The organism is Streptomyces sp. NPDC001700 (assembly GCF_053596435.1).
The window spans coordinates 127,485-151,281 of record NZ_JBSFGE010000014.1 but is presented as its reverse complement, the minus strand read 5'-3'; the positions used below and the strand labels follow the sequence as shown (position 1 = coordinate 151,281).

The following is a 23,797-nucleotide window of genomic DNA, read 5'->3' as shown; positions in this document are numbered from 1 at the left end:
CCCGGAACGGATGATGCGACAGTGTTTTATGGGGCGTACGACGCGAATCGCCCGACCATGCAAGATTCCGCCGCGGCGCAACCCTCGACGGCGGCCGAGGAGTCTCAGGAGACATGAGCGACGAGCCCCAACTGATCGACGGCGGCGCGGCCGGCGCGGACGACCCGAGCAGCCGCAACGGCTCCGGCAAGGGCGGTACCGCGGGCAGAAACGGCCGCCCCCGCCGCACCGGCTGGCGCCGCCTGCTCCCCACCTGGCGGATGGTGCTCGGCGGCTCGCTGCTGTTCCTCGTACTCGTCGCGGGCGCCCTGGTGAGCGGCTATCTGCTCGTCGACATCCCCGCGGCCAACAAGGCGGCCATCGCCCAGAGCAATGTCTTCCTGTACTCCGACGGCTCCCCGCTCGCCCGCGAGGGCAAGGTCAACCGGGAGAACGTGCAGCTCAGCCAGGTGCCCAAGCGGACCCAGCACGCGGTGCTGGCCGCCGAGGACCGGGACTTCTACAGCGAGTCGGCGATCAACCCCGAGGCGATGGTCCGCGCCGCCTGGAACACCGCCACCGGCAAGGGCAAGCAGTCCGGCTCGACGATCACCCAGCAGTACGTGAAGAACTACTACCTGGACCAGGAACAGACGGTCACCCGTAAGGGCAAGGAGTTCTTCATCGCGATCAAGCTGGACCGCGAGGTGAGCAAGGACAAGATCCTCGAGGGCTACCTCAACACCAGCTACTTCGGCCGCAACGCCTACGGCATCCAGGCCGCCGCCCAGGCCTACTACGGCAAGAGCATCGACAAGCTGGACACCGCCGAGAGCGCCTATCTGGCCACCCTGCTCAACGCCCCCAGCGCGTACGACATCATCGCCCACCCGCAGAACAAGCCGCGGGCCGAGGCGCGCTGGAACTACGTCCTCGACGGCATGGTCAAGAAGCACTGGCTCAGCCGCGCCGAGCGCGCCAAGATGACCTTCCCGGCCCCCACCGAGTCCAAGGCCCCCTCCGGCATGTCCGGCCAGCGCGGCTACCTCGTCGAAGCGGTCGAGGACTACCTGACCAGCAACGGCATCATCGACGAGCAGACCCTGGCCCGGGGCGGCTACCGGATCACCACCACGATCGACAAGGGCAAGCAGGACGCCTTCACGAAGGCCGTCCGCAACCGGCTGATGGACAAGCTGAGCGACGACCGCAAGGTCGACCAGTACGTCCGGGCGGGCGGCGCCTCGATCGACCCCAAGACGGGGAAGGTGGTCGCCCTCTACGGCGGAATCGACTACACCCAGCAGTTCGTCAACAACGCGACGCGCCGTGACTACCAAGTGGGATCCACTTTCAAGCCATTCGTCTTCACCTCGGCGGTGGCCAACGAGGCCACCACCCAGGACGGCCAGACGATCACCCCGGACACCCTCTACAACGGCGACAACAAGCGCGAGGTCGTCGGCCCGAACGGCCCCACCGGCTACGCGCCCGCCAACGAGGACGACGTCGACTACGGCGACATCGACGTCACCACGGCCACCGACAAGTCGGTGAACTCGGTGTACGCGCAGATGGCCGAGGACGTCGGCCCCGCCAAGGTCCGGCGGACCGCCCTCGACCTCGGCATCCCCAGGGCCACCCCCGACCTGCACGCCTCCCCGTCCATCGCGCTCGGCCCCGCCACCGCCAGCGTGCTCGACATGACCGAGGCGTACGCGACGCTCGCCAACCACGGCAAGCACGGGCAGTACAGCCTGGTCGCCGAGATGACCAAGGACGGTGCCCAGGTCAAGCTGCCCGACCGGGAGCAGCGGCAGGCCATCCCCCGGACCGCCGCGGACACCACCACCTCGATACTGCAGAGCGTCGTCGAGGGCGGCACCGGCACCGCGGCCCAGGGCGCCGAGCGCCCGGCGGCGGGCAAGACCGGCACCGCGGAGGAGGACAAGGCGGCCTGGTTCGCGGGCTACACCCCCGACCTGGCGACCGTCGTGGCCGTCATGGGCCAGGACTCGAACACCGGCGTCCAGAAGCCGCTGTACGGGGCCACCGGGCTGGACCGGATCAACGGCGGCGGCTACCCCGCCGAGATCTGGGCCGACTACGTCTCCGGGGCGCTGGACGGCAAGCCCCCGGCCGAGTTCGACCTGAAGCTGGAGGACGGCATCGGCACGCCCGAGCTGCCGCCCGTCACCTCGCAGGCCCCGCCGTCCGCCCCGACGATCCCCACCACCCCGCCCAGCACGGCGCCCACGGCCCCCACCCAGCCGCCGACGTTCCCGACGGACAACCCGCCGACCGCGCCCACGGTCGATCCCCCGCAGACCCAGCCCACGGACTTCCCGACCGGCCCGCCGACGGACGGCGGGCCCGGTGGGCCGGGTGATCCGGGCGGCGACATAGGAGGCCCGGAGGGCGGCTGAGCCCCGGCACACGAAGAGGGTGGTGACGAAACCGTCACCACCCTCTTTTACGCTTGGTCGCCTCTACAGGTACAACCCCGTGGCGTCCTCAGCACCCTCCAGCCGCTCGGCGGCGACGGCGTGCAGATCGCGTTCACGCATCAGCAGATAGGCGACCCCGCGGACCTCCACCTCGGCCCGCTCCTCCGGGTCGTACAGCACCCGGTCGCCCGGCTCCACGGTCCGCACGCTCTGCCCGACGGCGACCACCTCGGCCCAGGCCAGCCGCTTGCCGACCGCCGCGGTCGCGGGGATGACGATACCGCCGGTGGACCGGCGCTCACCCTCCGGAATGTCGGTACGGACCAGCACACGGTCGTGCAGCATCCGGATGGGCAGCTTGTCATGGGACGTGTTCGCACTCACGGTCAAGACCGTACCCGCCCGAATGGCGTACCGACGCCACAGGCCGCCAGGAAGCCCCTAGACCCCCGGTCCCCTACCTACGGCTACCGACGTCGCTTGCATCCCTTACGCCCGCCACTCCTACTACCACCGCCACGCGTCGACGACACGGCCAGCAGCCCGACCAGCCCCACTACGACGAGCGCGACCGGCACGATCCGCTCCAACCGCGGCGCCCCGTCCTCGGTGACCAGCTGACCGCGCACATTGGTGACCACCCGGTTCGCGGACACATACGCCCGCCCCGCCGTCCGGTCCACCGCCGACGCCGCCTTCGCCTTGGCGTCGCCCATGATCGTCTTCGGATGCACCCGCACCCCGATCTCGTCGAGCGTCACGGCGAGCTCCTGCCGCCTCCGGGCGATGTCCGCCTCGATCTGCGCAGGATTCCTGGCATCCGACACCGCGCTGCCTCCGTCGTCGTCCCGATGATTCCTGGTGAACAGTCTGTCAGCTTCCCCCCTCCCCCGCCCCACGGCACCCCCGGCGAAGATGCTGGCTAATGTCGTCACGGAACGCCTGCCGTAACGCGACGCCTGCCGAAACGGAACGCGTGCCGTTACGGAACACCCGAAGCCACGAGGAGCACCCAGACCATGAGCGAGCGACTGCAGCCCGGCGACACCGCCCCCGCCTTCACCCTCCCCGACGCGGACGGCAAGCAGGTCTCGCTCGCCGACCACACGGGCCGCAAGGTCATCGTCTACTTCTACCCGGCCGCCCTCACCCCCGGCTGCACCAAGCAGGCCTGCGACTTCACCGACCAGCTCGAATTCCTCACCGGCCACGGCTACGACGTCATCGGCGTCTCCCCCGACAAGCCGGAGAAGCTCGCCAAGTTCCGCGACCAGGAGTCCCTCAAGGTCACCCTGCTAGCCGACCCCTCCAAGGAGACCCTGGAGGCCTACGGCGCCTTCGGCGAGAAGAAGCTCTACGGCAAGACGGTCACCGGCGTCATCCGCTCCACCGTCATCGTCGACGAACAGGGCAAGGTCGAACGCGCCCTCTACAACGTCAAGGCCACCGGCCACGTAGCCAAAATCATCAAAGACCTCGGCCTCTGAACACCGCTCTCCCAAAGCGGGTGTCCCAGCTGAAACGCCCCGGACCGATCATGGTCCGGGGCGCGTGCCCCCAGTCGGCTCAGCGCGGCAGCGGGCCGGAACCGGTGTCGGGAACGATGAACCCCCGGACCGTCCGTACCTCGGTCGGATCCTGCTCGGAGGCGTCCGCCTGGGCCCGCCGCATGGTCGCGACCAGCTCGGCGTACCTCGGGTCGATCCACTCCATCGGTGTCCTCCTTCTTCCCGGCCCGCAGCGTACGCGGGTCAGCCCTTGGGCTTGGGGATGACGACGATCGGCCCGCTGTCGTCCGAGTGCTGGCAACCGGCAGCCACCGGGATGCTCTGGTCGCTGGGCGCCAGCCACAGCGCGTCGACCACGGTGAACCCCGCCTCGACGATGCGCTGCTGGGTCCGCGTCAACGCCTCGGCGTCCCGCCGCTCCGGGTCCGGAGCCTCCGGGACATGATGCACGAAGGCGCCAAGGCGCTCGCACAGTTGGCGGTAGGTGCGGGTGTGAAGGATCAGGGCGTACCATCCCTCATCCACCACGCGCGACGGGGCGAGCGGCTGGGACGCCCCTGCCACCGCGGCGACGAACTTCACCGCCTCGTCGACGATCCGGCCCGCCATGTCCTCGTCCATGCCGGGGTTGTTGCGCAGGACGGTCCCGATGACTTCGGCCCGCTGTTGCCGGTCGAGTAACGCAGTAACGTCTCGCATGTGCCTTCCTCTCTCGATGGGGTGGTGCACGGTTTCCGTCCCGGTCGCTGGCCGTCCAAGCGCGCGATCGGGGCGGGGCTTTTGTGTTCGACGGGTCCGTCAGTCCCGCTGCTCATGGGGCACCGGTGGCGGCTTCCCGCACCGCGCGGTGCAGCCCGTTCCCGGCGGCGCACGGCTGGCCCGCCCGGCAGTCGGCACAGCCCATGGCGTGGTCGAGGAACCGTCCCCAGGGCGTCGCCTCGGGCGGGGCGGGCTCGCACGCCCGCACGTCGTATGTCGTCCGGGTTGTCATCGCTGCCGCCTGACGGGGGCAGGGAGCATCGGCTCGAATGGGTCGCGTTGCTTGGGGAAGCTGTCGGCGCACTCGCCCGGACAGGCGTAGACGGTGCCGCCGCCACCGCTCGCACCGTGCCCGATCGCGACCACGACCGGCTGCCTGGTGGTCGTCTGGCAGCGGGCGCAGATCTGAGGCGTCACCCGTCGCCCTCCTGGGCTTCTCCCGGCTCGGTGAGCAGGACGCTGATCAGCGCCTTGTACAGCAGGTGTGAGTCGGTGAGGTACCGACGACGGATGAACGGGACCCGCCAGTACGAGCCGGGCGGGGTCAGCCGTTCCGCCGGAGGCACGCCGAGATAGGTGGCGACGCCCTCGGTCTTGGTAAGGACGCTGACCCCGCGCAGGTTCCAGGACACGGCCGTACCGGGCGCGATGAGCCAGTACAGGGTGTTGCAGCGGTCTTTGATGACGGCACCGGACTGCTCGCCGAGAATGCCGAGGGCGCGCTCACCGATGCCCTCCGCCGCCCGGACGGCGTCCCACCACCGGCCGATCGGTAAGGCCTCGGGGTCGGGCCCGTTCGGCGGTGTCCACTGCTCGGCTCTGATCGTCATGGTCGACTCCATGCACGGACGGTTAATTGACCGTCACATCGTGTCGACCGGGCTCTGCGCCGCGTTGCACACAAGAGTGCAACTCGACGGCGGGCGCGCATGCTACAGGCCGATCCACTGCGCGAACTCGGCAAGCTCACCGCTACGCGACCGATCACGCGACCGCAGCGTCACCACGGCCTCCCGCACCGTCGGGTGATAACGCGTCTGCTGAGGAGCCGTACGGCGGGCCCGCTGCAGACAGCGCAGCGCCTCCTCCGAATCCCCCGTCCACACATTGGCCCTGCCCAGGTCCAACCAGTGGTGCCCAGCCCGGGACCGATCCCAGCCCCTGGGAAACCGAACCCCCTGCGCCAGCTCGACAGCCTGCCCGTACTCGTCCAAATCGCAGGCGATCGCGACAGCATGCACTCCCACGTTCGTCGGCCCCCACCCCACGCCATAAGCGGCGGTCTCCCCGGTCCGCCTCGCGAGCGCGCGGGCCTCGGACACACGCGCGTCCACCGCGTCCGCGTCCCCCATCCGACCGGCGATCACCGCCGCCCGCAACTGCAGCACGCCCGTCATCGCGGCCAGACCCGTCGCGTCCCGGGAGTCCAGCCCGGCCATATCCCGCAACGTGCCGTCCACCACCCGCATCCCCAGGTCATACCGACTGGAGGACAGCGTGGTCTGAGCACGCAGATACCCATACATGGCCGCCAACCCCGGCTCATCCGCCCGAGGCGCCGCCCACGCCAAACGCTGCAGCGCGATGGCGGCCAAATCCACATACCCAAAGGACCAGGCCAGCGTGAACACACACCGAAACGCCCACGCCAGACACTCATGCCCCTGCCGCTGCTCCTCACCCCGGGTCGTGTGGATGGCCTGCACACACTCATCGATCAGCGCGGGCAGATCGACGGCCATCGGCAGATACTCAGCCTGCCGCCGCTGCACCAGGACCTTCTCCATGTCCGCCCGGATCAGCGCGACCGGGCGCGCCGGCACCTGCCAGTCGAGGGGGATGTCCCAGTTCTCCATGCTGACCCGGATGGGCTGTATCACCTCATCCAGCCGCTCACGCCGCAGTTCCTGGGTGTAGGGCTGACCAAGAAGATCCGAGGTCGTGACCCTCAGCGCCCGTGCGCACGCGGCGATCAGCGAAGGCGAGGCGGGCTTCTGACCGCATTCGACCTTGGACAACAGGGACTTCGAGACATTGGCACGCATCGCCAGCCCCTGCTGGGTCAGCTTGCGCTCAAGGCGAGTACGGGCGATCCGTGCGCCGGTGTGTTCCTCACTGCTCTGCGGCATGCTGAACTCCGTTCTGCCCTAGACACCCAGAACGGTACCCACACCCAACCCACCAGGTACGGCCGAACAATCCCATTCCGGTAGGGGCCAGCGCGCTTCCTTGACACACCGACAGTTCCGCCCGCCCGTGCCCGAAGCCCGGACGCCAAGCGGCGACTGTCGGGTCTCGGGCGGTGCTTGACGGTTTGGCGTCGGGTGATGCTTGGTGTCTGTCCTAGACAATCTTCCGTCGGTTGTACTCTCCGGATTTGCGGACCACCGCCTCCTTGGCAGTGGTCCGGGCGACGGTGGTGATCAGGTCGTTGGCGTGGAAGAGCCGGATGACGGTCTCGTCGAGGTGGGCGGTGATGGCTGGCGGGCCCAGGTCCGGCCGATCTGGACGCGCTGGCCTGCGATGCTGAAGCCGCCTTTGCTGGTGACGGTCCGCTCGGCGATCTGCGGGTCGGGCGGCGGAACCGTCGGTGGGCCCGCCGGTCGTGCTCCGCGCAAGCGGCCGCAGGCCGTGGCCGACAGCGAGCCGGGCAGCGCGGTCAGCAAAACCCGCTGCTCTCCGTCCAGCCGCAGGGTGACCCGCTGTCCGGCGAACGCCCAGCCGATATTGCACCGATCACCGCCCAGACCGACGTAGCCGACCGGGTCGACCGTGCGGTCCACCGCCACCACCGAAGCATCGGCGGAGCGGTCGGACGATGTGGCGGGATGCGATCGAGGAGATCCCACAGTGGCCGGGAACAGGCTGCCCACTCTCCGAGAGTGTGGCGATCGACGAGATGGATCCGGTGCTGGATGCCCCAGGGAACAGCCTTGGAGGAGAACCGGCCATTAGGACGACCGAGACAGCTCCGTGGGCCTGTTCCGCGGGCTAGTGCCCACACTGGTGAAAGCCACTCTCTGACGTACTCGCTTACCGGTACCGTGCGCAGCACCCCAGGGATGCCGTGACATCTGCGGATCTCCCCCTCGCCCCCGGAGTGTTGCAGTGGAGCAGTACGCGTCGGCCTCGGACTTCGCGCGCATCGTGCAGGCAGGCGGAGACGTGGTGATGCACGGTGAGAGCGCGCCGTACGAGCTCAGGATGTGGCCGCCGCCCCCACGGACGCTATCGGCCGAGGATGCGCGCACCCAGCCCAGCCGCTTGCTCCAGGCCGGGCATGAGATCGTCGAGTTCGTCGACCGTGAGGCCGAACTGGACACTCTGCGCTCTTGGCGGGACGGCTGTCGAGAACGCACGCACGTCGCGGTGCGGCTCATCCACGGGCCAGGAGGTCAGGGCAAGACACGACTGGCTGCTCAGGCCGCCCGTACATGGCGGCAGGACGGGTGGAACACCTTTCATGCCAACCCACGGCCGAACCGCTCGACTCGTCCGGCACCAGAGATCCAGCCGTCTGAATATCCCTCCGGGACGCTGATCGTGGTCGACTACGCCCAGGAATGGGATACCGACAACCTGCTCCGGCTCATCCACGACATGTCCTCCCCCGGAGCAGCACCGGTGCTGATACTGCTGCTAGCGCGTTCTGCGGGTACGTGGTGGCAGATCCTCGAATCCCGTCTCCTCAGGAATCTCGGCATCGTTCCGGAAGCGCTCGGGCTCAAACCTCTAGTCAGTCGGCCGTCGGACCGAGCGCTGCTCTTCTCCAAGGCCATCCGTCAATTCGCCACCGCTCTCAAGGTCCCCGCCTCGCCCCTCCCTCATCCCCCTTCCAGCCTCCAAGACCACCGTTCCTACGACCAAGTTCTGACATTGCACATGTCCGCGCTAGCCACTGTCCTCGCGGCGGTGCGCGACACCGCTGCACCCGACGACCCCGACAAGCTCTCGGCCTACCTTCTGGCACGCGAGCGTGACCATTGGACGCGCCTGCACGAACGTGGCCTGGTCAAGGCCGACGCGAACGCGATGTCCCAGGTGATGTACATCGCGGCGCTGACCGGGCCGTTGTCATACACGGATGGAACATCTGCACTCCAGGCCGCCCCCGTCGAGCTGTGGGAACATCCGGGAAGACTCATCAAGGAGCATGCGGTGTGCTACACGCCGAGCCGAGCGGACACCGTGCTTGAGCCGCTCTACCCGGACCGACTCAACGAAGATTTCCTGGCGCTGATGACGCCGGGACACGACTGCGTATATCCGGCGGACCCATGGGCCACCCAGGCACTCGGCCTCCTCCTGAAGCCAGACGGTGCTGCCTGGACACGTACCGCGCTCACCACACTGGCCGAGACCGCAAAGCGATGGCCCCATGTCGCACGCGAACACCTCATACCCCTGTTACGCGAACGCCCCGAACTCTGTCTGGAAGCGGGAAGCGCCTTGCTTGTCGCCCTCACCGAACTGCATGACCTCGACAGCAAACTGGTGCTCGACATTTACGAGCTTCTCGCGGAGAGCTGCCCCGTCGATCTCATAGCCGGTTATGTCGCCCTCCTCACCTGGCTGTCGAACATGGCGGACCTTCTGCCGGACGACCAACGGGCGGTCATTGGCGCGGCGTTGTGCGCAGTCCTCGGTGAGGCCGGACGCTATGCGGAAGCCGTCGCTTACGGTGAAGCGGCCGTCGCTCTTCTCCGGCGGCTGATGGCAGACGGCGTGGACGGCTGCCGCGCCCATCTCGCAGGCGCTCTGACCAACCTCTCCGAATACCTCTCCATGACCCGGGCGAACCAGGCTGCTCTAAATGCCGTACGGGAGGCAGCCACTCATTATCGGATCCTCACTCGCCACGCCCCTGGGGAGTTCGAACTCCGGCTGGCAGTCGCGCTCAGCAACGTAGGCAACTGTCTGGCCGTTCACCTGGGCAGGGCGTCAGAAGCACTGGCTCCCGCTGACGAGGCCGTCCGCATCCTGAGAGACCTCGACGAGACCGACCCGGACGCGCACACAGGGGCTCTCGCCTCGGCACTGGCAACCCTCAGCCGAGCAGCCGCCGCTTGGGGCAACGACGCTGTGGCGCTGAAAGCCGCAGAAGAGTCCCTCACCCTCCGCAGACGCCTGGCCGACGCCCAGCGAGCGGTTCACTCTCCACTACTGTCCAGAGCCCTGGACACCTTCGGCAGGGCCCTGTGGAGAACGGGCCGGACGGACGAGGCGCTCGCTTCCTTGGAGGAATCCGTCGCGCTCCATAGGCAACTCGCCGAGATCGTGCCCGACCGCTTCGAACCCATGCTGAAAGGCCAACTCCACCACCTCTTCACGCTCTACCGGGAGTTGAGACTCCGGAAGAAGCTCGTGCCCATCGCCGAGGAACTGGTCGCGCTGCATCAACGCCAGGTCGCCAGAGGCCGTCAGGAACTCCGGCCCGCTCTGGCGGTGGCGACGTACAACCTTGCAGTCGCACGGGCCGGCGCGGAGCAATGGGACGAGGCATGTTCAACGGCCGACCTCGCAGCCGATCTGGTCCGTCCCCGGGCCACACTTGGTGTCGTGGCCTTGGAGGCCGCGCTCGTCCGTTTTCTCTGTGGAGCGGCCCTGATACGCGTCGAAGGACAGAGAAGTCAGGATGAAGTCCCGGACAAGATCGAAGAAGCACTGGCGGTCTACGCGAGACTCCCCGCCGTACTTCCGGAGCACCTACGGCGAGAATGCCTCGTCGCTTTCGAAGTGCTAGAGGAATCGCTGGCGGCAGTGGGAGAGCATGGCTCGGCACTCGAACTGCGGAGACGGCGCATCCGCCTCACTCCGAGTGATGAAATCTGCTTGCCGGTGCGACGGCGAAGATGAAGGTGGAGGCATATGATTTCCCCTTGAGTGCACGGACATTCAGCCGTGCCTGCCGCAGGGGCGGCCGTCGCGATCCGGGGAGCAAATGGACCCACAGCTGATGCAGTACGCGCAGACCGCTGCCGCCACCGTGGTCGCACTGATGGCCACAGATGCGTGGGCCGCGACGCGTGACCGGGTCGTCGCGCTGTGGCGTCGTTTCCGGCCCGCCGACGCCGACGGCGTCGAGGCCGCGCTCGGCGAGACCCGGGAGCTGGTCGTCCTGGCGCGTGAGCGGGGTGAGGGCCAGGCGGAGGACAGGTTGACCGGCCAGTGGCAGGGGCGGCTGATGCTCCTCCTAGCGACCGATCCCACTGCGGCACCGGACCTGGAGCGGGCTCTGCGCGAGGCCCGCGAGCTCCTCCCTCTCAGTCAGCAGTCGTCGATCGGCTCGGTGCGCATGTCAGCCCACGCGACCGACAACTCCCGCGTCTACCAGGCAGGGCACGACCTACACATCACCGAGCGGTGAGTCGGCCGCCGTACGAGTCCGGGAAGTACGTGTCCGGGCAGGGCCGCGTGTGAGCGAACACAAGGGTCAACAGCGGTCCACCCAAGCACGTGGCGACGACGCCAGCACAGTCCACCCACACAGGGCAGAAGCCAAACAGCCACCCAAGCGCCGTCGCTTCCCAAGCTCAGGGCTCGCGCACTGTCGTCACGGATCCGCCGTCGCAGCTTGCTCTGGTCGACGACACAAGGCCGGTAGGGGTGCGGTGAGGCGTACGCGCGCCTGGTCGCTCGACGCACCCGCCGTCGTGGCTGGCTGTCGTCGAATGAGGTTCGTGCCACAGCCGTGCCAGGTGCAGGGGTCAGCCACAGTCAATGGGAGTGCTCTGTGTCCGAGTTACCGGGCGCTCCACCAGGTACCAATGCCTCAGGTCAGCGACCTTGTTGCCCAGCCTCAAGCGGTGTCATATGTGCTGAGCCAGGTAGGGCTTCAACATGGCCTCTCCCGCCTCACCGAGGAATGATCAAATCGGTGAGCTGCCCCGCAGTTGGTATGCGACCGCGGTTGAAGATGACCGCAACGAACAGCACCACCACCGGTAGCAATGGGACGAGTGCAGCATCGGGCAACCCGAGGACGGCCGCACCAGCCATGACCAGCACGACCACGACCCCCACTACGACCACCCGCAATCGCTCCCTTGGCGCGGCCGGAGCCACACCGGCGAGTTGATCTGCATCGAGAAGGTCGTCGATACGGCCCTCGGCGTAGCGTTCGGCGATTGTCAGCAGCATCACGATGAGGTCTTCAAGGGCACGGCCCGGCTCGGAGTCCTGCCGCGCTTCGGCCCTTCGCAGCGCGCCCACCACCAGTGCGGCATGTGCCTTGAACTGCCGTTCGTTATGCCGTCTGGCCCTGGCACGGCGGGTACGATGGGCCCTCCAGATGGCGCGCTCAACTGGTTCCATGGAAACTCGCGGAATCTGGCAGTCCGGCTGGGTTTCCTCCCACCGCCGGAGAACTGTGGCGCACTGGGCTGCGACCGTCAGCAGTGCAACGACAGGCCAGCAGCGCCGGTACTCCATTGGCGCACTCTCCTTGTACCCAGGAAGGGCCTCCAGGTCATAGGCGGCGAGCGTCGTTCCGTTGCCAGAGCTGGTCAGGTTCATCCGTTTGATCACCCGCACTTCAGCGATCAAGATCAGAGCACAGAAGAGAAGTGCTGCCACTCTGCTGCTGATCGCGGAAAGGTCCCAAAGACGTACCGACATCGGCACAGCCACGATGCTGCTGAGCAGTGCCTGCATCACTCCGGGCTGCGGTCCCGGATCCGCGCTGAACCGCAGATGCTCCCAGTCGGCCATGTCGTCGACTTGCGCCAAGACGAATAGCAGCAAGCCGAAGCGGAGTGTATTGATTGGCGTGGCCAAGGGCCGGGCGCGCCACCACCGCACAACATACTGAGGGGCCAATCCGTGGCCGCCGACCCGATCTTGTATATGAGGTGGCAGCAGCAGTATCTGTGTCAGAAGCGGGGCAGCTCGGCGCACCCCCGAGACCATGCGCAGTTGCTCGAAGCGGTCCAAAGACCCCGAGCACCAGCGCTGAACCGGTCCAGGAATGTGGATTAGAACGATCGCGACCATGAGCACCAGCTCAAGACCCACGACGAGGTATCCGATCAACACATCGACAGTCTCACGCATCGCTCCCGACAACGACACTTAGAGCGCGAGGGATTGGCGACGGCGTCGGCGCGTTGGGCACGAACCTTGATGCGGACGGCAGCGCGCCTGACCCGCACTTACTCGGAGGCGTATGGACCGCTTGCGCAGCCCCGTGCTGCTGCAGACGACTCGTCCACCTCACCACGTAGGACACGCTCTGAAGCGGTGGTCAGGCACCGGCGCGGAGGGGGCATGTGCCAGGGCAGCGCCCCGCTAGGCCGTGCCAAAGCAGGGATACCGGGAAAACTGGCCTGTCGGCCGCCACTCACCGGGCCAACGCCGACCTTCCGCCTTGACCATTTGGCCGGCCCATTCGGTGCGTGACTTACGCAGCCTTCCTTGTGCGCGCAGTTAGAGCGGGCTTGGATCGAACTCCTAAAGCGGGTGTCGCAGGTTCGGATCCTGCCAGGGCACCAGCCAAACGCGCCGGGCCGATCATGGTCCAGGGCATTCGCCGTCCGCTTCCGCGGGGTCTCTTGCACACGACGTGCGTGCACACGTCGGACCGGTGCGGGTGGTGGAGGCGTGACTGGCTCCACGGGCTGCTCCGCGGAAGGCCCGATTCGCCGGAACCGACGGGGACGTGGTCGTTCGACCGGCCTAGTCGGACGCCATGTCCGCCTTGTCTTCCCGAGGGGTGGGGAATATCAGGTGGGTGGCCAGGACGATGACGCCCAGGGACCCCATGCCAGGCCATGGTGGAGCCACCGCATGCCGCCCTCCCAGTCCTGGAGAGGGCCGAAGGCCAGCCAGAGCGTAACCGTGGTGCCGACCAGCGCACTTGCTACGCCAGCCATGCGACGTATTACAGGTCTCATGAGCCCAGGATCTCCGGTCGCCCTCCGACTCACAATCGATAAAGCGGCGAGTTCAGACCGTTCGGCTCGGGGGCGGTGCCGTTGCCCGCGTTCGCGCCGGGCTCGATCACGACCGGCGGCCGTCGTGAGCACTCACCGGACGTTGTCCTCGGCGGGCTCAGCGGCGATCGCCCGCACCAGAGCCTTGCGGAGCCGCCCGGGGTCGGTCAGGGCCCACGGGCACGCGCCAGTGCGGACGGGGACCGCCCCTCCAGCGTGCAGACGGGGCGGTCGAACTCCGCTGCGAGGTCCCGTGCGTAACCACTGAGCGAGTGATTCGTTACTCAGTGCGATGGTGCGACATGTGGTCGCAGGGGAGGGAAGCAGTGCCAGTTAGCCCTTATACGCGAGCACGGCTCGCCGAGGCCGCCGGGTCTTCGACGACCCTGTCGGAAGCCCTGATCAAGCTGGGGGTGGACCCACAGTCCCCGACTCGGCGCTACATACACGAGCGTATGAAGACGATGGGCGTCGACGTCTCACATTTTCGACGCGAAGGGGATCGCTGGACCCAAGAGATCCTCGAATCCGCGGTGGCGGCGTCAACGAACATGTGTGATGTCCTGCGATACCTAGGGCTCGACGTCGTAGGTGGCCAGCACACTCACATCAGCCGCCGAATTCGCGCCTTCGGAATTGACACCTCACATTTCGAACGGGCACCCCGCAGCAAAAGGACGAAGAATATCGGGCGTCGTCGGCCGCCCGAGGAAATCCTCGTGGAGTCAGATCCGCTCACCGCCCGTCGCGCGCCCAGCGCGCGCCTCAAGCTCGCGATGCTGGAGCGCGGAGTTGACGAGCGTTGCGCGCAATGCGGCATCGAGCCGTTCTGGCGCGGACGCCCCCTCCCGCTGGAGGTCGATCACATGGACGGCGACTGGCGGAACAACCGGCTCGAGAATCTGCGGCTCTTGTGCCCCAACTGCCACTCGACCACGGACACCTATCGCGGACGCGGCAAGGGCCGACGCGCCGGCGGTCAACGGAAGGAAGCCAGGACCGGGGCCGCGGAATGAACGGCGGCGTCCAGTACACCCAGGAACTCCTGGAGAGGGCGGCAGCGGCCTGCGTGAACATCGATGAGGTCATCGCCTTCTGCGGCGTTCGCCCCTACCACCAGCTCCGTCGCCACCTGTTCAAGCGGTTCGACCACTTCGGCATCGACGTCTCACACTTCGAACGGCGCGGCACCCGCGAGGCCGCACCCCGGCCCTCCAAGGCCCGACTTCGGGAAGCCGTCGGCAACTCCATTTCCATCGCCAGCGCATTGCGACAGCTGGGCGAGCCTGACAGCACCAGGGCTCGGGCACTGTTCCACCAGTGGGTGGCAGAGGACGGCCTCGACACCGAGCACTTTCTCGGACAGGCGCATCAACAAGGAAAGCGGCGGCAAGCCAAGCCACCCGAGCAGGTGCTGGTCAAGCATGACGGCGCACGGCGCACACGAACATCCGTCTTACGTCGAGCGCTTCACGACATCGGCGTACCCGAACGGTGCTTCGAATGCGAGACCGGAGCGTCGTGGGGCGGCAGACCCATGACACTGGAAGTCGACCACATCAACGGCGACTGGAGCGATGACCGGCCCGAGAATCTACGGCTCCTCTGCCCAAACTGCCATGCCGTCACGGCAACCTGGTGTCGGGGCGGCAGATCCCGGGGAAAGCATCAGGCCGGTCCGTGACGCAGACCCGCGTGCCACAGGAGCCATCGGCCCGCTAGGATAGCTAGCACCTGGCGGTCGTTGCTGAATTGGTATAAGCGAGGGTTTTAGGTGCCCTTGGGAGAAATCCCATGTGGGTTCGAGTCCCACCGACCGCACGTACCTTGGATTCGAAGGCGCGGTCCGCACATCAGCGGACCGCGCCTTCGCATTGTTCAGCCCAGCAGCTCGCGGACGACCGGGGCCATTGCGCGGAAGGCTTCGCCTCGGTGGCTGATGGCGTTTTTTTCGTCGGGGGTGAGTTCGGCGCAGGTGCGGGTGTCGCCGTGGGGCTGGAGGATCGGGTCGTAGCCGAAGCCGCCGCCGCCCGTGGGTTCGTGGCGGAGGGTGCCGGTGAGGCGGCCGGAGACGACGCGTTCGGTGCCGTCGGGGAGGGCGAGGGCCGCGGCGCATTCGAAGTGGGCCGTGCGGTGCTCGTCGGGGACGTCGCGGAGCTGGCCGAGCAGCAGGTCGAGGTTGGCGCGGTCGTCGCCGTGGCGGCCGGACCAGCGGGCGGAGAAGATGCCGGGGGCGCCGCCCAGGACGTCGACGCACAGGCCCGAGTCGTCGGCGATGGCCGGGTGGCCGGTGGCCTGGGCCAGGGCGTGGGCCTTGAGGAGGGCGTTCTCGGCGAAGGTGACGCCGGTCTCCTTGACGTCCGGGACCTCCGGATAGGCGTCGGCGCCGACGAGTTCGACGTCGAGCCCGGCGTCGCCCAGGATCGAGCGCAGCTCGGTGATCTTGTACGCGTTGCGGGTGGCCAGGATGAGGCGGCGGGGGTGGGGGGTGTCCGCCGCTGTGGAGTGCTGTTGCTGCATAGCTCTCGATTAGATCAGGGCGAAGAGATCACGGGGTGCAGACCTTGGTCAGTTCGCCGGTGGCGTCCTTGACCGGGGACAGGTCGGGGCGGTTGCCGTTGTCGACGGAGGTCTGGACGTTGTCCAGGGCCTTTTGGAGGTGGTCGACGGCCTTGCCGACGTCCGTGTCGTCGGTGCGGTCGCCGACCTTGTCGATGTCCTTGCCGAGGGCGTCGAGGATCTTGTCGGCGTCGGCGGGGTTGTCGCCGGCGCCGGTGACGGCGTCCTGGAGGTTGTCCACGTCGTTGGATATCTCGACCGCGAGCCGACCGCAGTCGAGGGCCTTGTCCACGGCGTCGCAGCCGGTGGTGAGTGGTATCAGGATGGCTGCTGCGGCTAGCGCACCCACGGCGGTGAAACGGCGGCGGTGGGTCTGGTGCTGCGTCATGGACGGTCCCTCCCCGGGATCAGACGCGGGCGCGCGCGGGAATCGCGCGCGCCCGTCATCTGACTAAACGCCAAGCGCCGCCCGCTGGTTGCCCGCCAGGTCGACACAGCCGCCGACCGCGAGGTCGAGCAGGCTGTTCAGCTCCTCGCGGGCGAAGGGCTCGCCCTCCGCGGTGCCCTGGACCTCGACGAAGCGGCCGTCGCCGGTGCAGACGACGTTCATGTCGGTTTCGGCGCGTACGTCTTCCTCGTAGCAGAGGTCGAGCAGCGGGACGCCGCCGACGATACCGACGCTGACCGCCGAGACGGTGCCGGTGAGCGGCTGGCGCCCGGCCTTGATCAGCTTCTTGCCCTGGGCCCAGGTGATGGCGTCGGCGAGGGCCACGTAGGCACCGGTGATGGCGGCGGTGCGGGTGCCGCCGTCGGCCTGGAGGACGTCGCAGTCGAGGACCACGGTGTTCTCGCCGAGGGCCTTGTAGTCGATGACGGCGCGCAGCGAGCGGCCGATGAGGCGGGAGATCTCGTGGGTGCGGCCACCGATCTTGCCGCGGACGGACTCGCGGTCGCCGCGGGAGTTGGTGGCGCGCGGCAGCATCGCGTACTCGGCGGTGACCCAGCCCTCGCCGCTGCCCTTGCGCCAGCGCGGGACACCCTCGGTGACGCTCGCGGTGCACAGGACGCGGGTGTCACCGAAGGAGACGAGGACGGAGCCCTCGGCGTGCTTGCTCCATCCGCGTTCGATGGTCACGGGGCGGAGCTGGTCGGGCGTACGGCCGTCGATACGAGACATGGGATGAGCCTATCGGGAACCCGGGAGGCCCCGTTCCGGGTGGGAAGGAGCGGGGCCAGGGGTGTCCATAGACCTGCGCGCGTACGCGTACGCGCGTACGCGTACGCGCGTACGCGTATTTACATGAGGTCTTCGATCTCGGCGGCGATGGGGTCGGCGTCGGTGCCGATGACGACCTGGATCGCGCTGCCCATCTTCACCACGCCATGGGCGCCGGTGGCCTTCAGGGCGGCCTCGTCGACCAGGGAGGGGTCCTTGACCTCGGTGCGGAGACGGGTGATGCAGCCCTCGACCTCGACGATGTTGTCGATGCCGCCGAGCCCCGCGACGATCTTCTCAGCCTTACTGGCCATGTCCACTCCCTGTTGTCCTGAGCTGTCCTGTGTTGTCCTGTTGTCTCGGCCCTTCCGGATACCGGGTGAACGCCTTCCCTACGGTAACCACGCGGGCCCGGCAGCGCAGGATCGTCAGTGGTTCAGACCACATCGGAATGAGAGATTCCTTTATCCGATCCTCACGTGCTACAACAGGTCTACACCACATGTGGTGTAGACCATATCGCGGGCCGTCCCCAGTATCCCGAGCGCCCGCCTCACCAGGAGGAATCCGATGAGTACGGCCACCGCCTCGGCGGCGCCCGCCCAGAAGAGGGGCGCCGGTCTGATCAAGGGTATGCAGAAGATCGGACGCAGTCTCCAGCTGCCCGTCGCCGCCCTGCCCGCCGCGGGCATCCTGAGCCGACTGGGCCAGGACGACGTGTTCGGCAAGGCGGGGCTCGGCTGGAACAAACTCGCGGAGATCTTCGCCCACGCGGGCGGCGCGCTCTTCGACAACCTGGCCCTGCTGTTCTGCCTCGGCGTCGCGATCGGCTTCGCGAAGAAGTCGGACGGCACGACGGCGTTCGCGGCCCTGGTCGGGTTCCTCGTCTACAAGAACGTCCTGACCGGCTTCGTCAGCGACGTCACCGGCAAGCCGCAGGACCCGGGCGTCCTCGGCGGCATCGTGGTCGGCATAACCGCCGCCGTGCTGTGGGAGAAGTACCACCGCACCCGGCTGCCGGACTGGCTGGGCTTCTTCAGCGGCCGCCGCTTCATCCCGATCCTGATGTCCTTCGCAGGCGTGCTGTACGGCGTCCTCTTCGGCTTTCTGTGGGGGCCGATCGGCGACGGGCTGAACAACTTCTCCGAGTGGCTGTCGGCCAATGGCGCGATCGGCGCCGGGATCTTCGGCCTGGTCAACCGGCTGCTGATCCCCATCGGCATGCACATGCTGCTGAACTCGTTCGCCTGGTTCCAGTTCGGTGACTTCTCCTCCGGCGGCCAGACCTGGCACGGCGACATCGCGCGCTACTTCCACGACGACCCGTCGGCCGGAATGTTCATGACCGGCTTCTTCCCGATCATGATGTTCGCCCTCCCCGCGGCCGGTCTCGCGATCGCGCACTGCGCGCGCCCGGAGCGCCGCAAGGCCGTGATGGGCATGATGCTCTCGGTCTCGCTGACCGCCTTCGTGACCGGGGTGACGGAGCCGATCGAGTTCTCGTTCATGTTCATCGCGCCGGTGCTGTACGGGATCCACGCCGTGCTGACCGGTGTGTCCATGGCGCTGACCTGGGCGCTCGGCATACGCAGCGGCTTCACGTTCTCGGGCGGGCTCTTCGACTATCTGCTGGGGTGGTCGCACAGCGAGCAGGCCTGGATGATCATCCCGATCGGACTGGCCTTCGCCGTCGTCTACTACGTGGTGTTCCGCTTCGTGATCACGAAGTTCAACATCCCGACCCCGGGCCGAGAACCCGAGGACACCCTCGACGACGCGGCCGCGGTGGATACGGCCAAGGGCGCCGCCGCCAAGAAGTAAGGCCTACGGGCATACGACGAGGACGGGCCGGATCTGCGGGGGCAGATCCGGCCCGTCCTCGTATCAGCGCCTGAGAAGAAAGCTCAGACCTCGTAGACCGCGCCCGCGCGCGCCAGGGTCACCGGGCCGTCGAAGACGGCCTCGGCGTCGCGCTGGTTGAGGTGCGGGTCGGTCCACGGCGGAATGTGGGTGAGGACCAGCGCGGCGGCGCCCGCGCTCCGGGCGTGCTCACCGGCCTGGCGGCCGTTGAGGTGCAGCTCGGGGATGTCTTCCTTGCCGTGGGTGAAGGCCGCCTCGCAGAGGAAGAGGTCGGCGCCCCGGGCGAGGTCGGTCAGGGCCTCGCAGGGGCCGGTGTCACCGGAGTAGACCAGGGTGCGGCCGCCGTGTTCGATACGGAAGCCGAAGGCCTCCACGGGGTGGCAGACCCGGGCGGTACGGATCGTGAAGGGGCCCAGTTCGAAGGTGCCCGGGGTCAGCGTGCGGAAGTCGAAGACCTCCTGCATCGACTTCTCGTCGGGCACGTCGTCGTACGCCTGGACCAGGCGGCGTTCGGTGTCCTCGGGCCCGTAGACCGGGATCGCCTCGGCGCGGCCTCCGTCATGCCGGTAGTAGCGGGCGACGAAGTAGGCGCACATGTCGATGCAGTGGTCGGGGTGGAGGTGAGAGAGGATCACGGCGTCGAGGTCGTAGAGACCGCAGTGGCGCTGCAGCTCGCCCAGGGCGCCATTGCCCATGTCGAGGAGCAGCCGGAAGCCGTCGGCCTCTACGAGGTAGCTCGAACAGGCCGATTCCGCGGACGGGAACGACCCCGAGCATCCGACGACGGTGAGCTTCATGGAGCAGGAACCTCCTTGAGGGGTCCCCCCATGCCGAGGGCCATGGGCGAGGCGGCGGGTGCGGGGTCATACGGGGTGCCCACGAGCGTAAGGCGCTAAAGCCCTGGTAGCTCCTCCACGGGCCCGCGTTGTGGGCGGAATCACCAGGACGGAGCCCCGGGCAGCCCCGTATTCCCCGCTCCCGCACGCCACGGGAGCCGTAAGGCTTACGCCCAGAGCTGGCCGTGCAGCGTCTCGACCGCCTCCTCGGTGGTGGCCGCGGTGTAGACGCCGGTCGACAGGTACTTCCAGCCACCGTCGGCGACGACAAAGACGATGTCAGCGCTCTCCCCGGCCTTGACGGCCTTGCGGGCGACGCCGAGGGCGGCGTGCAGCGCGGCGCCGGTGGAGACACCCGCGAAGATGCCCTCCTGGGCGAGGAGTTCACGGGTACGGGCCACCGCGTCCTCCGAGCCGACGGAGAAGCGGGTGGTGAGGACGGACTCGTCGTACAGCTCGGGGATGAAGCCCTCATCCAGGTTGCGCAGCCCGTATACGACGTCGTCGTAGCGCGGCTCGGCGGCGACGATCTGTACGCCGGGCTTGTTCTCGCGCAGGAAGCGGCCGACGCCCATCAGGGTGCCGGTGGTGCCGAGCCCCGCCACGAAGTGGGTGACGGAGGGCAGGTCGGCCAGGATCTCGGGGCCGGTGGTGGCGTAGTGGGCGCCCGCGTTGTCCGGGTTCCCGTACTGGTAGAGCATCACCCAGTCGGGGTGCTCGGCGCTCAGTTCCTTGGCCACCCGGACGGCGGTGTTGGAGCCGCCCGCGGCGGGCGAGGAGATGATCTCCGCGCCCCACATGGCGAGCAGCTGGCGCCGCTCCTCGCTGGTGTTCTCCGGCATGACGCACACGATGCGGTAGCCCTTGAGCTTGGCCGCCATGGCGAGCGAGATGCCGGTGTTGCCGGAGGTGGGCTCCAGGATGGTGCAGCCGGGCGTCAACCGGCCGTCCTTCTCGGCCTGTTCGATCATATGGAGCGCGGGGCGGTCCTTGATCGAGCCGGTCGGGTTACGGTCCTCCAGCTTCGCCCAGACCCGGACCTCCGGGGAGGGCGAGAGCCGTGGCAGCCGGACGAGCGGCGTATTGCCGACGGCTGCCAGGGGGCTGTCGTAGCGCATCAGTACATTCCGCCCGCGACGGCCGGAAGGATCGTCACGTTGTCGCCGTCCGAGAGCTGGGTGGTGATGCCGTCGAGGAAGCGGACGTCCTCGTCGTTCAGGTAGACGTTGACGAAACGGCGCAGCTCGCCCCCGTCGACCAGGCGCTCCTGGATGCCGGTGTGCCGGGACTCCAGGTCGGCGAACAGCTCGGCGAGCGTGGTCCCGCTGCCCTCGACCGCCTTCTGGCCGTCGGTGTAGGTGCGGAGGATGGTCGGGATGCGGACCTCGATGGCCATTCTTAAGCTCCTGTGGGAGGGCGGGGTGGACTTCCGGACCATGATCGGGCCGGGAGGGCGTCGTCGAAGGACTGTCGTCGAAGGACTTCGAGCTTCGGGCTTCGCTTGCGGGCTTGCGGGCGGGCTTCGGGCGCCGGAGACGCGCGCTCAGACGGCCTCGGCGCGGCGCGGACACATCGCGCTGGCGAGCCGGCACAGGTCGACGTGGAGCCGCGCCACGAGCAGCATGCCCGGCGCCTTCTCGCTCACGTCATCGAAAACCATGAACTCATCGTATCGATTCCCGATCCGCCCCCCGGAAGTTCATCCCGTGATACGGACAGGTAACACCCACGATGCGAGACGACATCAGGGGTCAACCCGGGATGATCTCGACTTCTTCCTCGGTGACCTCACCGTCGATGATCCGGTACGAGCGGAACTGGAAGGGCCCCTCTTCGTTGCCGCAGTCGGCGGTGGACACGAGGACGTAGTGGGCGCCGGGCTCATTGGCGTAGGTGATGTCCGTACGCGAGGGGTACGCCTCGGTGGCGGTGTGCGAGTGATAGATCACGACCGGCTCTTCATCGCGGTCGTCCATCTCGCGGTAGAGCTTGAGCAGATCGGTCGAGTCGAACTCGTAGAACGTGGGGGAACGGGCCGCGTTCAGCATCGGGATGAACCGCTCGGGGCGGCCGCTTCCGGCCGGGCCCGCGATGACGCCGCATGCCTCGTCGGGGTGGTCGGCCCGGGCGTGCGCGACGATCTGGTCGTGGAGGACCTGGGTGATGGTCAGCATGAACCACACAATAGGAGGCGGGCTCCGGACCGAGGTCCGGAGCCCGCCTGCTGAGACGACGCGACCAAGGGGCGGAAGGGGTCAGTCCCGGGTGTCAGTCCCGGGTGTCAGTCCCGGGTGTCAGTCCCGGGCGTACTCGACCTCGCGCTCCTTGACGGCGACCTGCGGCGTGCGGTTCTTGAGCACGAACCAGCCGATCACCAGGAACACGGCCCACACCGCCCCGACGTACAGCGAGATCCGGGCGTCCTTGTCGTACGCGATCAGACCGGTGACGCCGATGAGGAAGATCAGCGCCACCCAGCTGAAGGCCGAACCGCCGGGCGCCGGGAAGGACGAGGCGGGCAGCCGCCCGGCCACGACGGCGCGGCGGTAGCGGATGTGGCTGACGAGGATCATCGCCCAGGTCCAGATGCCCGCCGCGGTGGCCACCGAGGTGACGTAGAGGAAGACCTTGTCCGGGACGGCGTAGTTCAGCACCACGCCGATGCCCATGAGCAAGACGGAGAGGGCGATACCGACGAACGGGGTCTTACGGGCGTTGAGCTTGCCGAAGACGCCCGGCGCCTCGCTGTTGGCGGCCAGGTCGCGCAGCATGCGGCCGGTGGAGTACATGCCGGAGTTGCAGGAGGACAGGGCCGCGGTGAGGACGACGAAGTTGACGATGCCCGCCGCGAAGGGGATGCCGATCACCGAGAAGGCGTGCACGAAGGGGCTCTCGCCCGCCGAGAACTCGGTCCACTTCACGACGGAGAGGATGACGAGCAGGGCGCCGACGTAGAAGACGATGATGCGGAACGGCAGGGTGTTGATCGCCTTGGGCAGGGTCTTCTCGGGGTCCTCGGACTCGCCCGCGGTGACGCCGACCAGCTCGACGGCGAGGTAGGCGAACATGACGCCCTGGAGCGTCATCAGGCTGTCGCCTATGCCGTTCGGGAAGAAGCCGCCGTGCGACCAGAGGTTGGAGGCGGCCGCGGTGTCTCCGGCCTCCGAGAAGCCGAGGGTCAGCACGCCGAGACCGATGACGATCATGCCGATGATCGCGGTGACCTTGACCATCGAGAACCAGAACTCGACCTCGCCGAAGATCTTCACCGAGATCAGGTTGACGCCGAAGAGCACGATCAGGAAGACCAGTGCGCTGACCCACTGCGGGATCGACGGGAACCAGAAGTGGATGTAGATGGCCGCGGCGGTCAGCTCGGCCATGCCGGTGACGACCCACATGAGCCAGTAGGTCCAGCCGGTCACATAACCGAAGAACGGCCCCAGGAACTCACGGGCGTACTCCGCGAAGGAGCCCGAGACAGGGCGGTACAGGAGCAGCTCTCCGAGCGCTCGCATGATGAAGAAGATGACGACGCCCGCGAGGGCGTACATCAGGATGATGCTGGGGCCGGCCTTGGCGATATTCGCCCCGGCTCCCATGAACAGACCGACACCGATGGCACCGCCGATGGCGATCATCTGTACCTGGCGACTGCCCAAGCCGCGCTCATAGCCTTCTTCAGGCGCCGCTGAGGTCATGT

Annotated in this window: 26 protein-coding genes, 1 tRNA gene and 1 pseudogene; 8 read left to right on the top strand and 20 right to left on the bottom strand. The window is 67.7% G+C overall.

Features of this window, described 5'->3' with window-relative positions; genetic code table 11:
* Nucleotides 1–113: 113 nt before the first annotated feature.
* A complete protein-coding gene (locus ACWC5C_RS25660; RefSeq protein WP_450878929.1) occupies nt 114–2,405 on the top strand; it encodes a transglycosylase domain-containing protein in 2,292 nt (763 codons plus the stop codon).
* 63 nt (nt 2,406–2,468) lie between these two features.
* Here ACWC5C_RS25660 and ACWC5C_RS25655 read toward each other — a convergent pair whose 3' ends face one another.
* Both ACWC5C_RS25655 and ACWC5C_RS25650 read right to left on the bottom strand, forming a co-directional pair.
* Nucleotides 2,469–2,771: a GroES family chaperonin gene (locus ACWC5C_RS25655; protein ID WP_450879091.1), complete on the bottom strand. Its 303-nt coding sequence runs from the start codon at nt 2,769–2,771 to the stop codon at nt 2,469–2,471.
* A gap of 122 nt (nt 2,772–2,893) precedes the next feature.
* Entirely contained in the window at nt 2,894–3,253 is a 360-nt protein-coding gene (locus ACWC5C_RS25650; RefSeq protein ID WP_450878927.1) for a DUF3618 domain-containing protein, read from the bottom strand.
* A gap of 192 nt (nt 3,254–3,445) precedes the next feature.
* Here ACWC5C_RS25650 and bcp point away from each other — a divergent pair, with 192 nt between their 5' ends.
* Nucleotides 3,446–3,913, top strand: coding sequence for a thioredoxin-dependent thiol peroxidase (gene bcp, locus ACWC5C_RS25645; RefSeq protein ID WP_450878925.1), 468 nt, complete (start codon nt 3,446–3,448; stop codon nt 3,911–3,913).
* Between the two features lie 79 nt (nt 3,914–3,992).
* Here the strand turns inward: bcp and ACWC5C_RS25640 are convergent, their stop codons facing one another.
* From ACWC5C_RS25640 to ACWC5C_RS25610, 7 genes and pseudogenes are all read right to left on the bottom strand, one after another.
* Nucleotides 3,993–4,139 carry a hypothetical protein gene (locus ACWC5C_RS25640; RefSeq protein ID WP_450878923.1) on the bottom strand — a complete coding sequence of 49 codons (147 nt, stop codon included), beginning with the start codon at nt 4,137–4,139 and terminating at the stop codon, nt 3,993–3,995.
* A gap of 38 nt (nt 4,140–4,177) precedes the next feature.
* A complete protein-coding gene (locus ACWC5C_RS25635) occupies nt 4,178–4,633 on the bottom strand; it encodes a glycine-rich domain-containing protein (RefSeq protein ID WP_450878921.1) in 456 nt (151 codons plus the stop codon).
* Between the two features lie 112 nt (nt 4,634–4,745).
* Nucleotides 4,746–4,925 carry a hypothetical protein gene (locus ACWC5C_RS25630; RefSeq protein WP_450878919.1) on the bottom strand — a complete coding sequence of 60 codons (180 nt, stop codon included), beginning with the start codon at nt 4,923–4,925 and terminating at the stop codon, nt 4,746–4,748.
* The gene (locus ACWC5C_RS25625) at nt 4,922–5,110 is read right to left on the bottom strand and encodes a hypothetical protein (RefSeq protein ID WP_450878917.1); all 189 of its coding nucleotides are present in this window, start codon (nt 5,108–5,110) and stop codon (nt 4,922–4,924) included. Before ACWC5C_RS25625 ends, ACWC5C_RS25630 begins: the two co-directional genes overlap by 4 nt.
* Nucleotides 5,107–5,523: a hypothetical protein gene (locus tag ACWC5C_RS25620; protein ID WP_450878915.1), complete on the bottom strand. Its 417-nt coding sequence runs from the start codon at nt 5,521–5,523 to the stop codon at nt 5,107–5,109. Before ACWC5C_RS25620 ends, ACWC5C_RS25625 begins: the two co-directional genes overlap by 4 nt.
* A gap of 102 nt (nt 5,524–5,625) precedes the next feature.
* Nucleotides 5,626–6,822 carry a helix-turn-helix domain-containing protein gene (locus ACWC5C_RS25615; protein ID WP_450878913.1) on the bottom strand — a complete coding sequence of 399 codons (1,197 nt, stop codon included), beginning with the start codon at nt 6,820–6,822 and terminating at the stop codon, nt 5,626–5,628.
* A gap of 214 nt (nt 6,823–7,036) precedes the next feature.
* Nucleotides 7,037–7,482: pseudogene (locus ACWC5C_RS25610) on the bottom strand (IS481 family transposase); the annotation flags it as partial.
* A 319-nt stretch (nt 7,483–7,801) separates the two neighbouring features.
* Between ACWC5C_RS25610 and ACWC5C_RS25605 the strand changes: the two are divergent.
* Both ACWC5C_RS25605 and ACWC5C_RS25600 read left to right on the top strand, forming a co-directional pair.
* Nucleotides 7,802–10,549: a tetratricopeptide repeat protein gene (locus ACWC5C_RS25605; RefSeq protein WP_450878911.1), complete on the top strand. Its 2,748-nt coding sequence runs from the start codon at nt 7,802–7,804 to the stop codon at nt 10,547–10,549.
* A gap of 85 nt (nt 10,550–10,634) precedes the next feature.
* Nucleotides 10,635–11,060, top strand: coding sequence for a hypothetical protein (locus tag ACWC5C_RS25600; protein ID WP_450878909.1), 426 nt, complete (start codon nt 10,635–10,637; stop codon nt 11,058–11,060).
* Between the two features lie 488 nt (nt 11,061–11,548).
* On the opposite strand, the gene ACWC5C_RS25595 is transcribed toward ACWC5C_RS25600, so the two are convergent.
* The gene (locus ACWC5C_RS25595) at nt 11,549–12,745 is read right to left on the bottom strand and encodes a hypothetical protein (RefSeq protein WP_450878907.1); all 1,197 of its coding nucleotides are present in this window, start codon (nt 12,743–12,745) and stop codon (nt 11,549–11,551) included.
* Between the two features lie 1,204 nt (nt 12,746–13,949).
* Between ACWC5C_RS25595 and ACWC5C_RS25590 the strand changes: the two genes are divergently transcribed.
* The 3 genes from ACWC5C_RS25590 (at nt 13,950) to ACWC5C_RS25580 (ending at nt 15,444) form a co-directional block, all read left to right on the top strand.
* The gene (locus ACWC5C_RS25590; RefSeq protein ID WP_450878905.1) at nt 13,950–14,639 is read left to right on the top strand and encodes an HNH endonuclease signature motif containing protein; all 690 of its coding nucleotides are present in this window, start codon (nt 13,950–13,952) and stop codon (nt 14,637–14,639) included.
* Nucleotides 14,636–15,307: an HNH endonuclease gene (locus tag ACWC5C_RS25585; RefSeq protein WP_450878903.1), complete on the top strand. Its 672-nt coding sequence runs from the start codon at nt 14,636–14,638 to the stop codon at nt 15,305–15,307. Before ACWC5C_RS25590 ends, ACWC5C_RS25585 begins: the two co-directional genes overlap by 4 nt.
* 53 nt (nt 15,308–15,360) lie before the next feature.
* A tRNA-Leu gene (locus tag ACWC5C_RS25580) sits at nt 15,361–15,444 on the top strand.
* Nucleotides 15,445–15,501: 57 nt separating this feature from the next.
* Here ACWC5C_RS25580 and rdgB read toward each other — a convergent pair.
* The 4 genes from rdgB to ACWC5C_RS25560 form a co-directional block, all read right to left on the bottom strand.
* A complete protein-coding gene (rdgB, locus tag ACWC5C_RS25575) occupies nt 15,502–16,143 on the bottom strand; it encodes an RdgB/HAM1 family non-canonical purine NTP pyrophosphatase (RefSeq protein WP_450878901.1) in 642 nt (213 codons plus the stop codon).
* A 28-nt stretch (nt 16,144–16,171) separates the two neighbouring features.
* The gene (locus ACWC5C_RS25570; RefSeq protein WP_450878899.1) at nt 16,172–16,570 is read right to left on the bottom strand and encodes a hypothetical protein; all 399 of its coding nucleotides are present in this window, start codon (nt 16,568–16,570) and stop codon (nt 16,172–16,174) included.
* 63 nt (nt 16,571–16,633) lie between these two features.
* Entirely contained in the window at nt 16,634–17,359 is a 726-nt protein-coding gene (rph, locus tag ACWC5C_RS25565; protein ID WP_385436977.1) for a ribonuclease PH, read from the bottom strand.
* A 119-nt stretch (nt 17,360–17,478) separates the two neighbouring features.
* Nucleotides 17,479–17,772 carry a PTS glucose/sucrose transporter subunit IIB gene (locus tag ACWC5C_RS25560; RefSeq protein ID WP_361487530.1) on the bottom strand — a complete coding sequence of 98 codons (294 nt, stop codon included), beginning with the start codon at nt 17,770–17,772 and terminating at the stop codon, nt 17,479–17,481.
* Between the two features lie 196 nt (nt 17,773–17,968).
* On the opposite strand from ACWC5C_RS25560, the gene ACWC5C_RS25555 reads away from it, so the two are divergent.
* Nucleotides 17,969–19,219, top strand: a complete 1,251-nt coding sequence (locus ACWC5C_RS25555) for a PTS transporter subunit EIIC (protein WP_450878896.1) — start codon at nt 17,969–17,971, stop codon at nt 19,217–19,219.
* An 83-nt stretch (nt 19,220–19,302) separates the two neighbouring features.
* On the opposite strand, the gene ACWC5C_RS25550 is transcribed toward ACWC5C_RS25555, so the two are convergent.
* From ACWC5C_RS25550 to ACWC5C_RS25525, 6 genes are all read right to left on the bottom strand, one after another.
* Nucleotides 19,303–20,055, bottom strand: a complete 753-nt coding sequence (locus ACWC5C_RS25550) for an MBL fold metallo-hydrolase (RefSeq protein ID WP_450878894.1) — start codon at nt 20,053–20,055, stop codon at nt 19,303–19,305.
* Between the two features lie 206 nt (nt 20,056–20,261).
* Entirely contained in the window at nt 20,262–21,212 is a 951-nt protein-coding gene (locus ACWC5C_RS25545; protein ID WP_385436972.1) for a PLP-dependent cysteine synthase family protein, read from the bottom strand.
* Entirely contained in the window at nt 21,212–21,490 is a 279-nt protein-coding gene (locus ACWC5C_RS25540) for a MoaD/ThiS family protein (protein WP_450878892.1), read from the bottom strand. The genes ACWC5C_RS25545 and ACWC5C_RS25540 overlap by 1 nt, the downstream gene beginning before the upstream one ends.
* Nucleotides 21,491–21,637: 147 nt before the next feature.
* Entirely contained in the window at nt 21,638–21,754 is a 117-nt protein-coding gene (locus tag ACWC5C_RS25535; RefSeq protein ID WP_450878890.1) for a putative leader peptide, read from the bottom strand.
* Nucleotides 21,755–21,845: 91 nt separating this feature from the next.
* Nucleotides 21,846–22,268 carry a Mov34/MPN/PAD-1 family protein gene (locus tag ACWC5C_RS25530; protein WP_385436967.1) on the bottom strand — a complete coding sequence of 141 codons (423 nt, stop codon included), beginning with the start codon at nt 22,266–22,268 and terminating at the stop codon, nt 21,846–21,848.
* Nucleotides 22,269–22,388: 120 nt separating this feature from the next.
* Complete coding sequence (locus tag ACWC5C_RS25525; protein ID WP_450878887.1) at nt 22,389–23,795, bottom strand: amino acid permease; 1,407 nt, start codon at nt 23,793–23,795, stop codon at nt 22,389–22,391.
* Nucleotides 23,796–23,797: the final 2 nt, after the last annotated feature.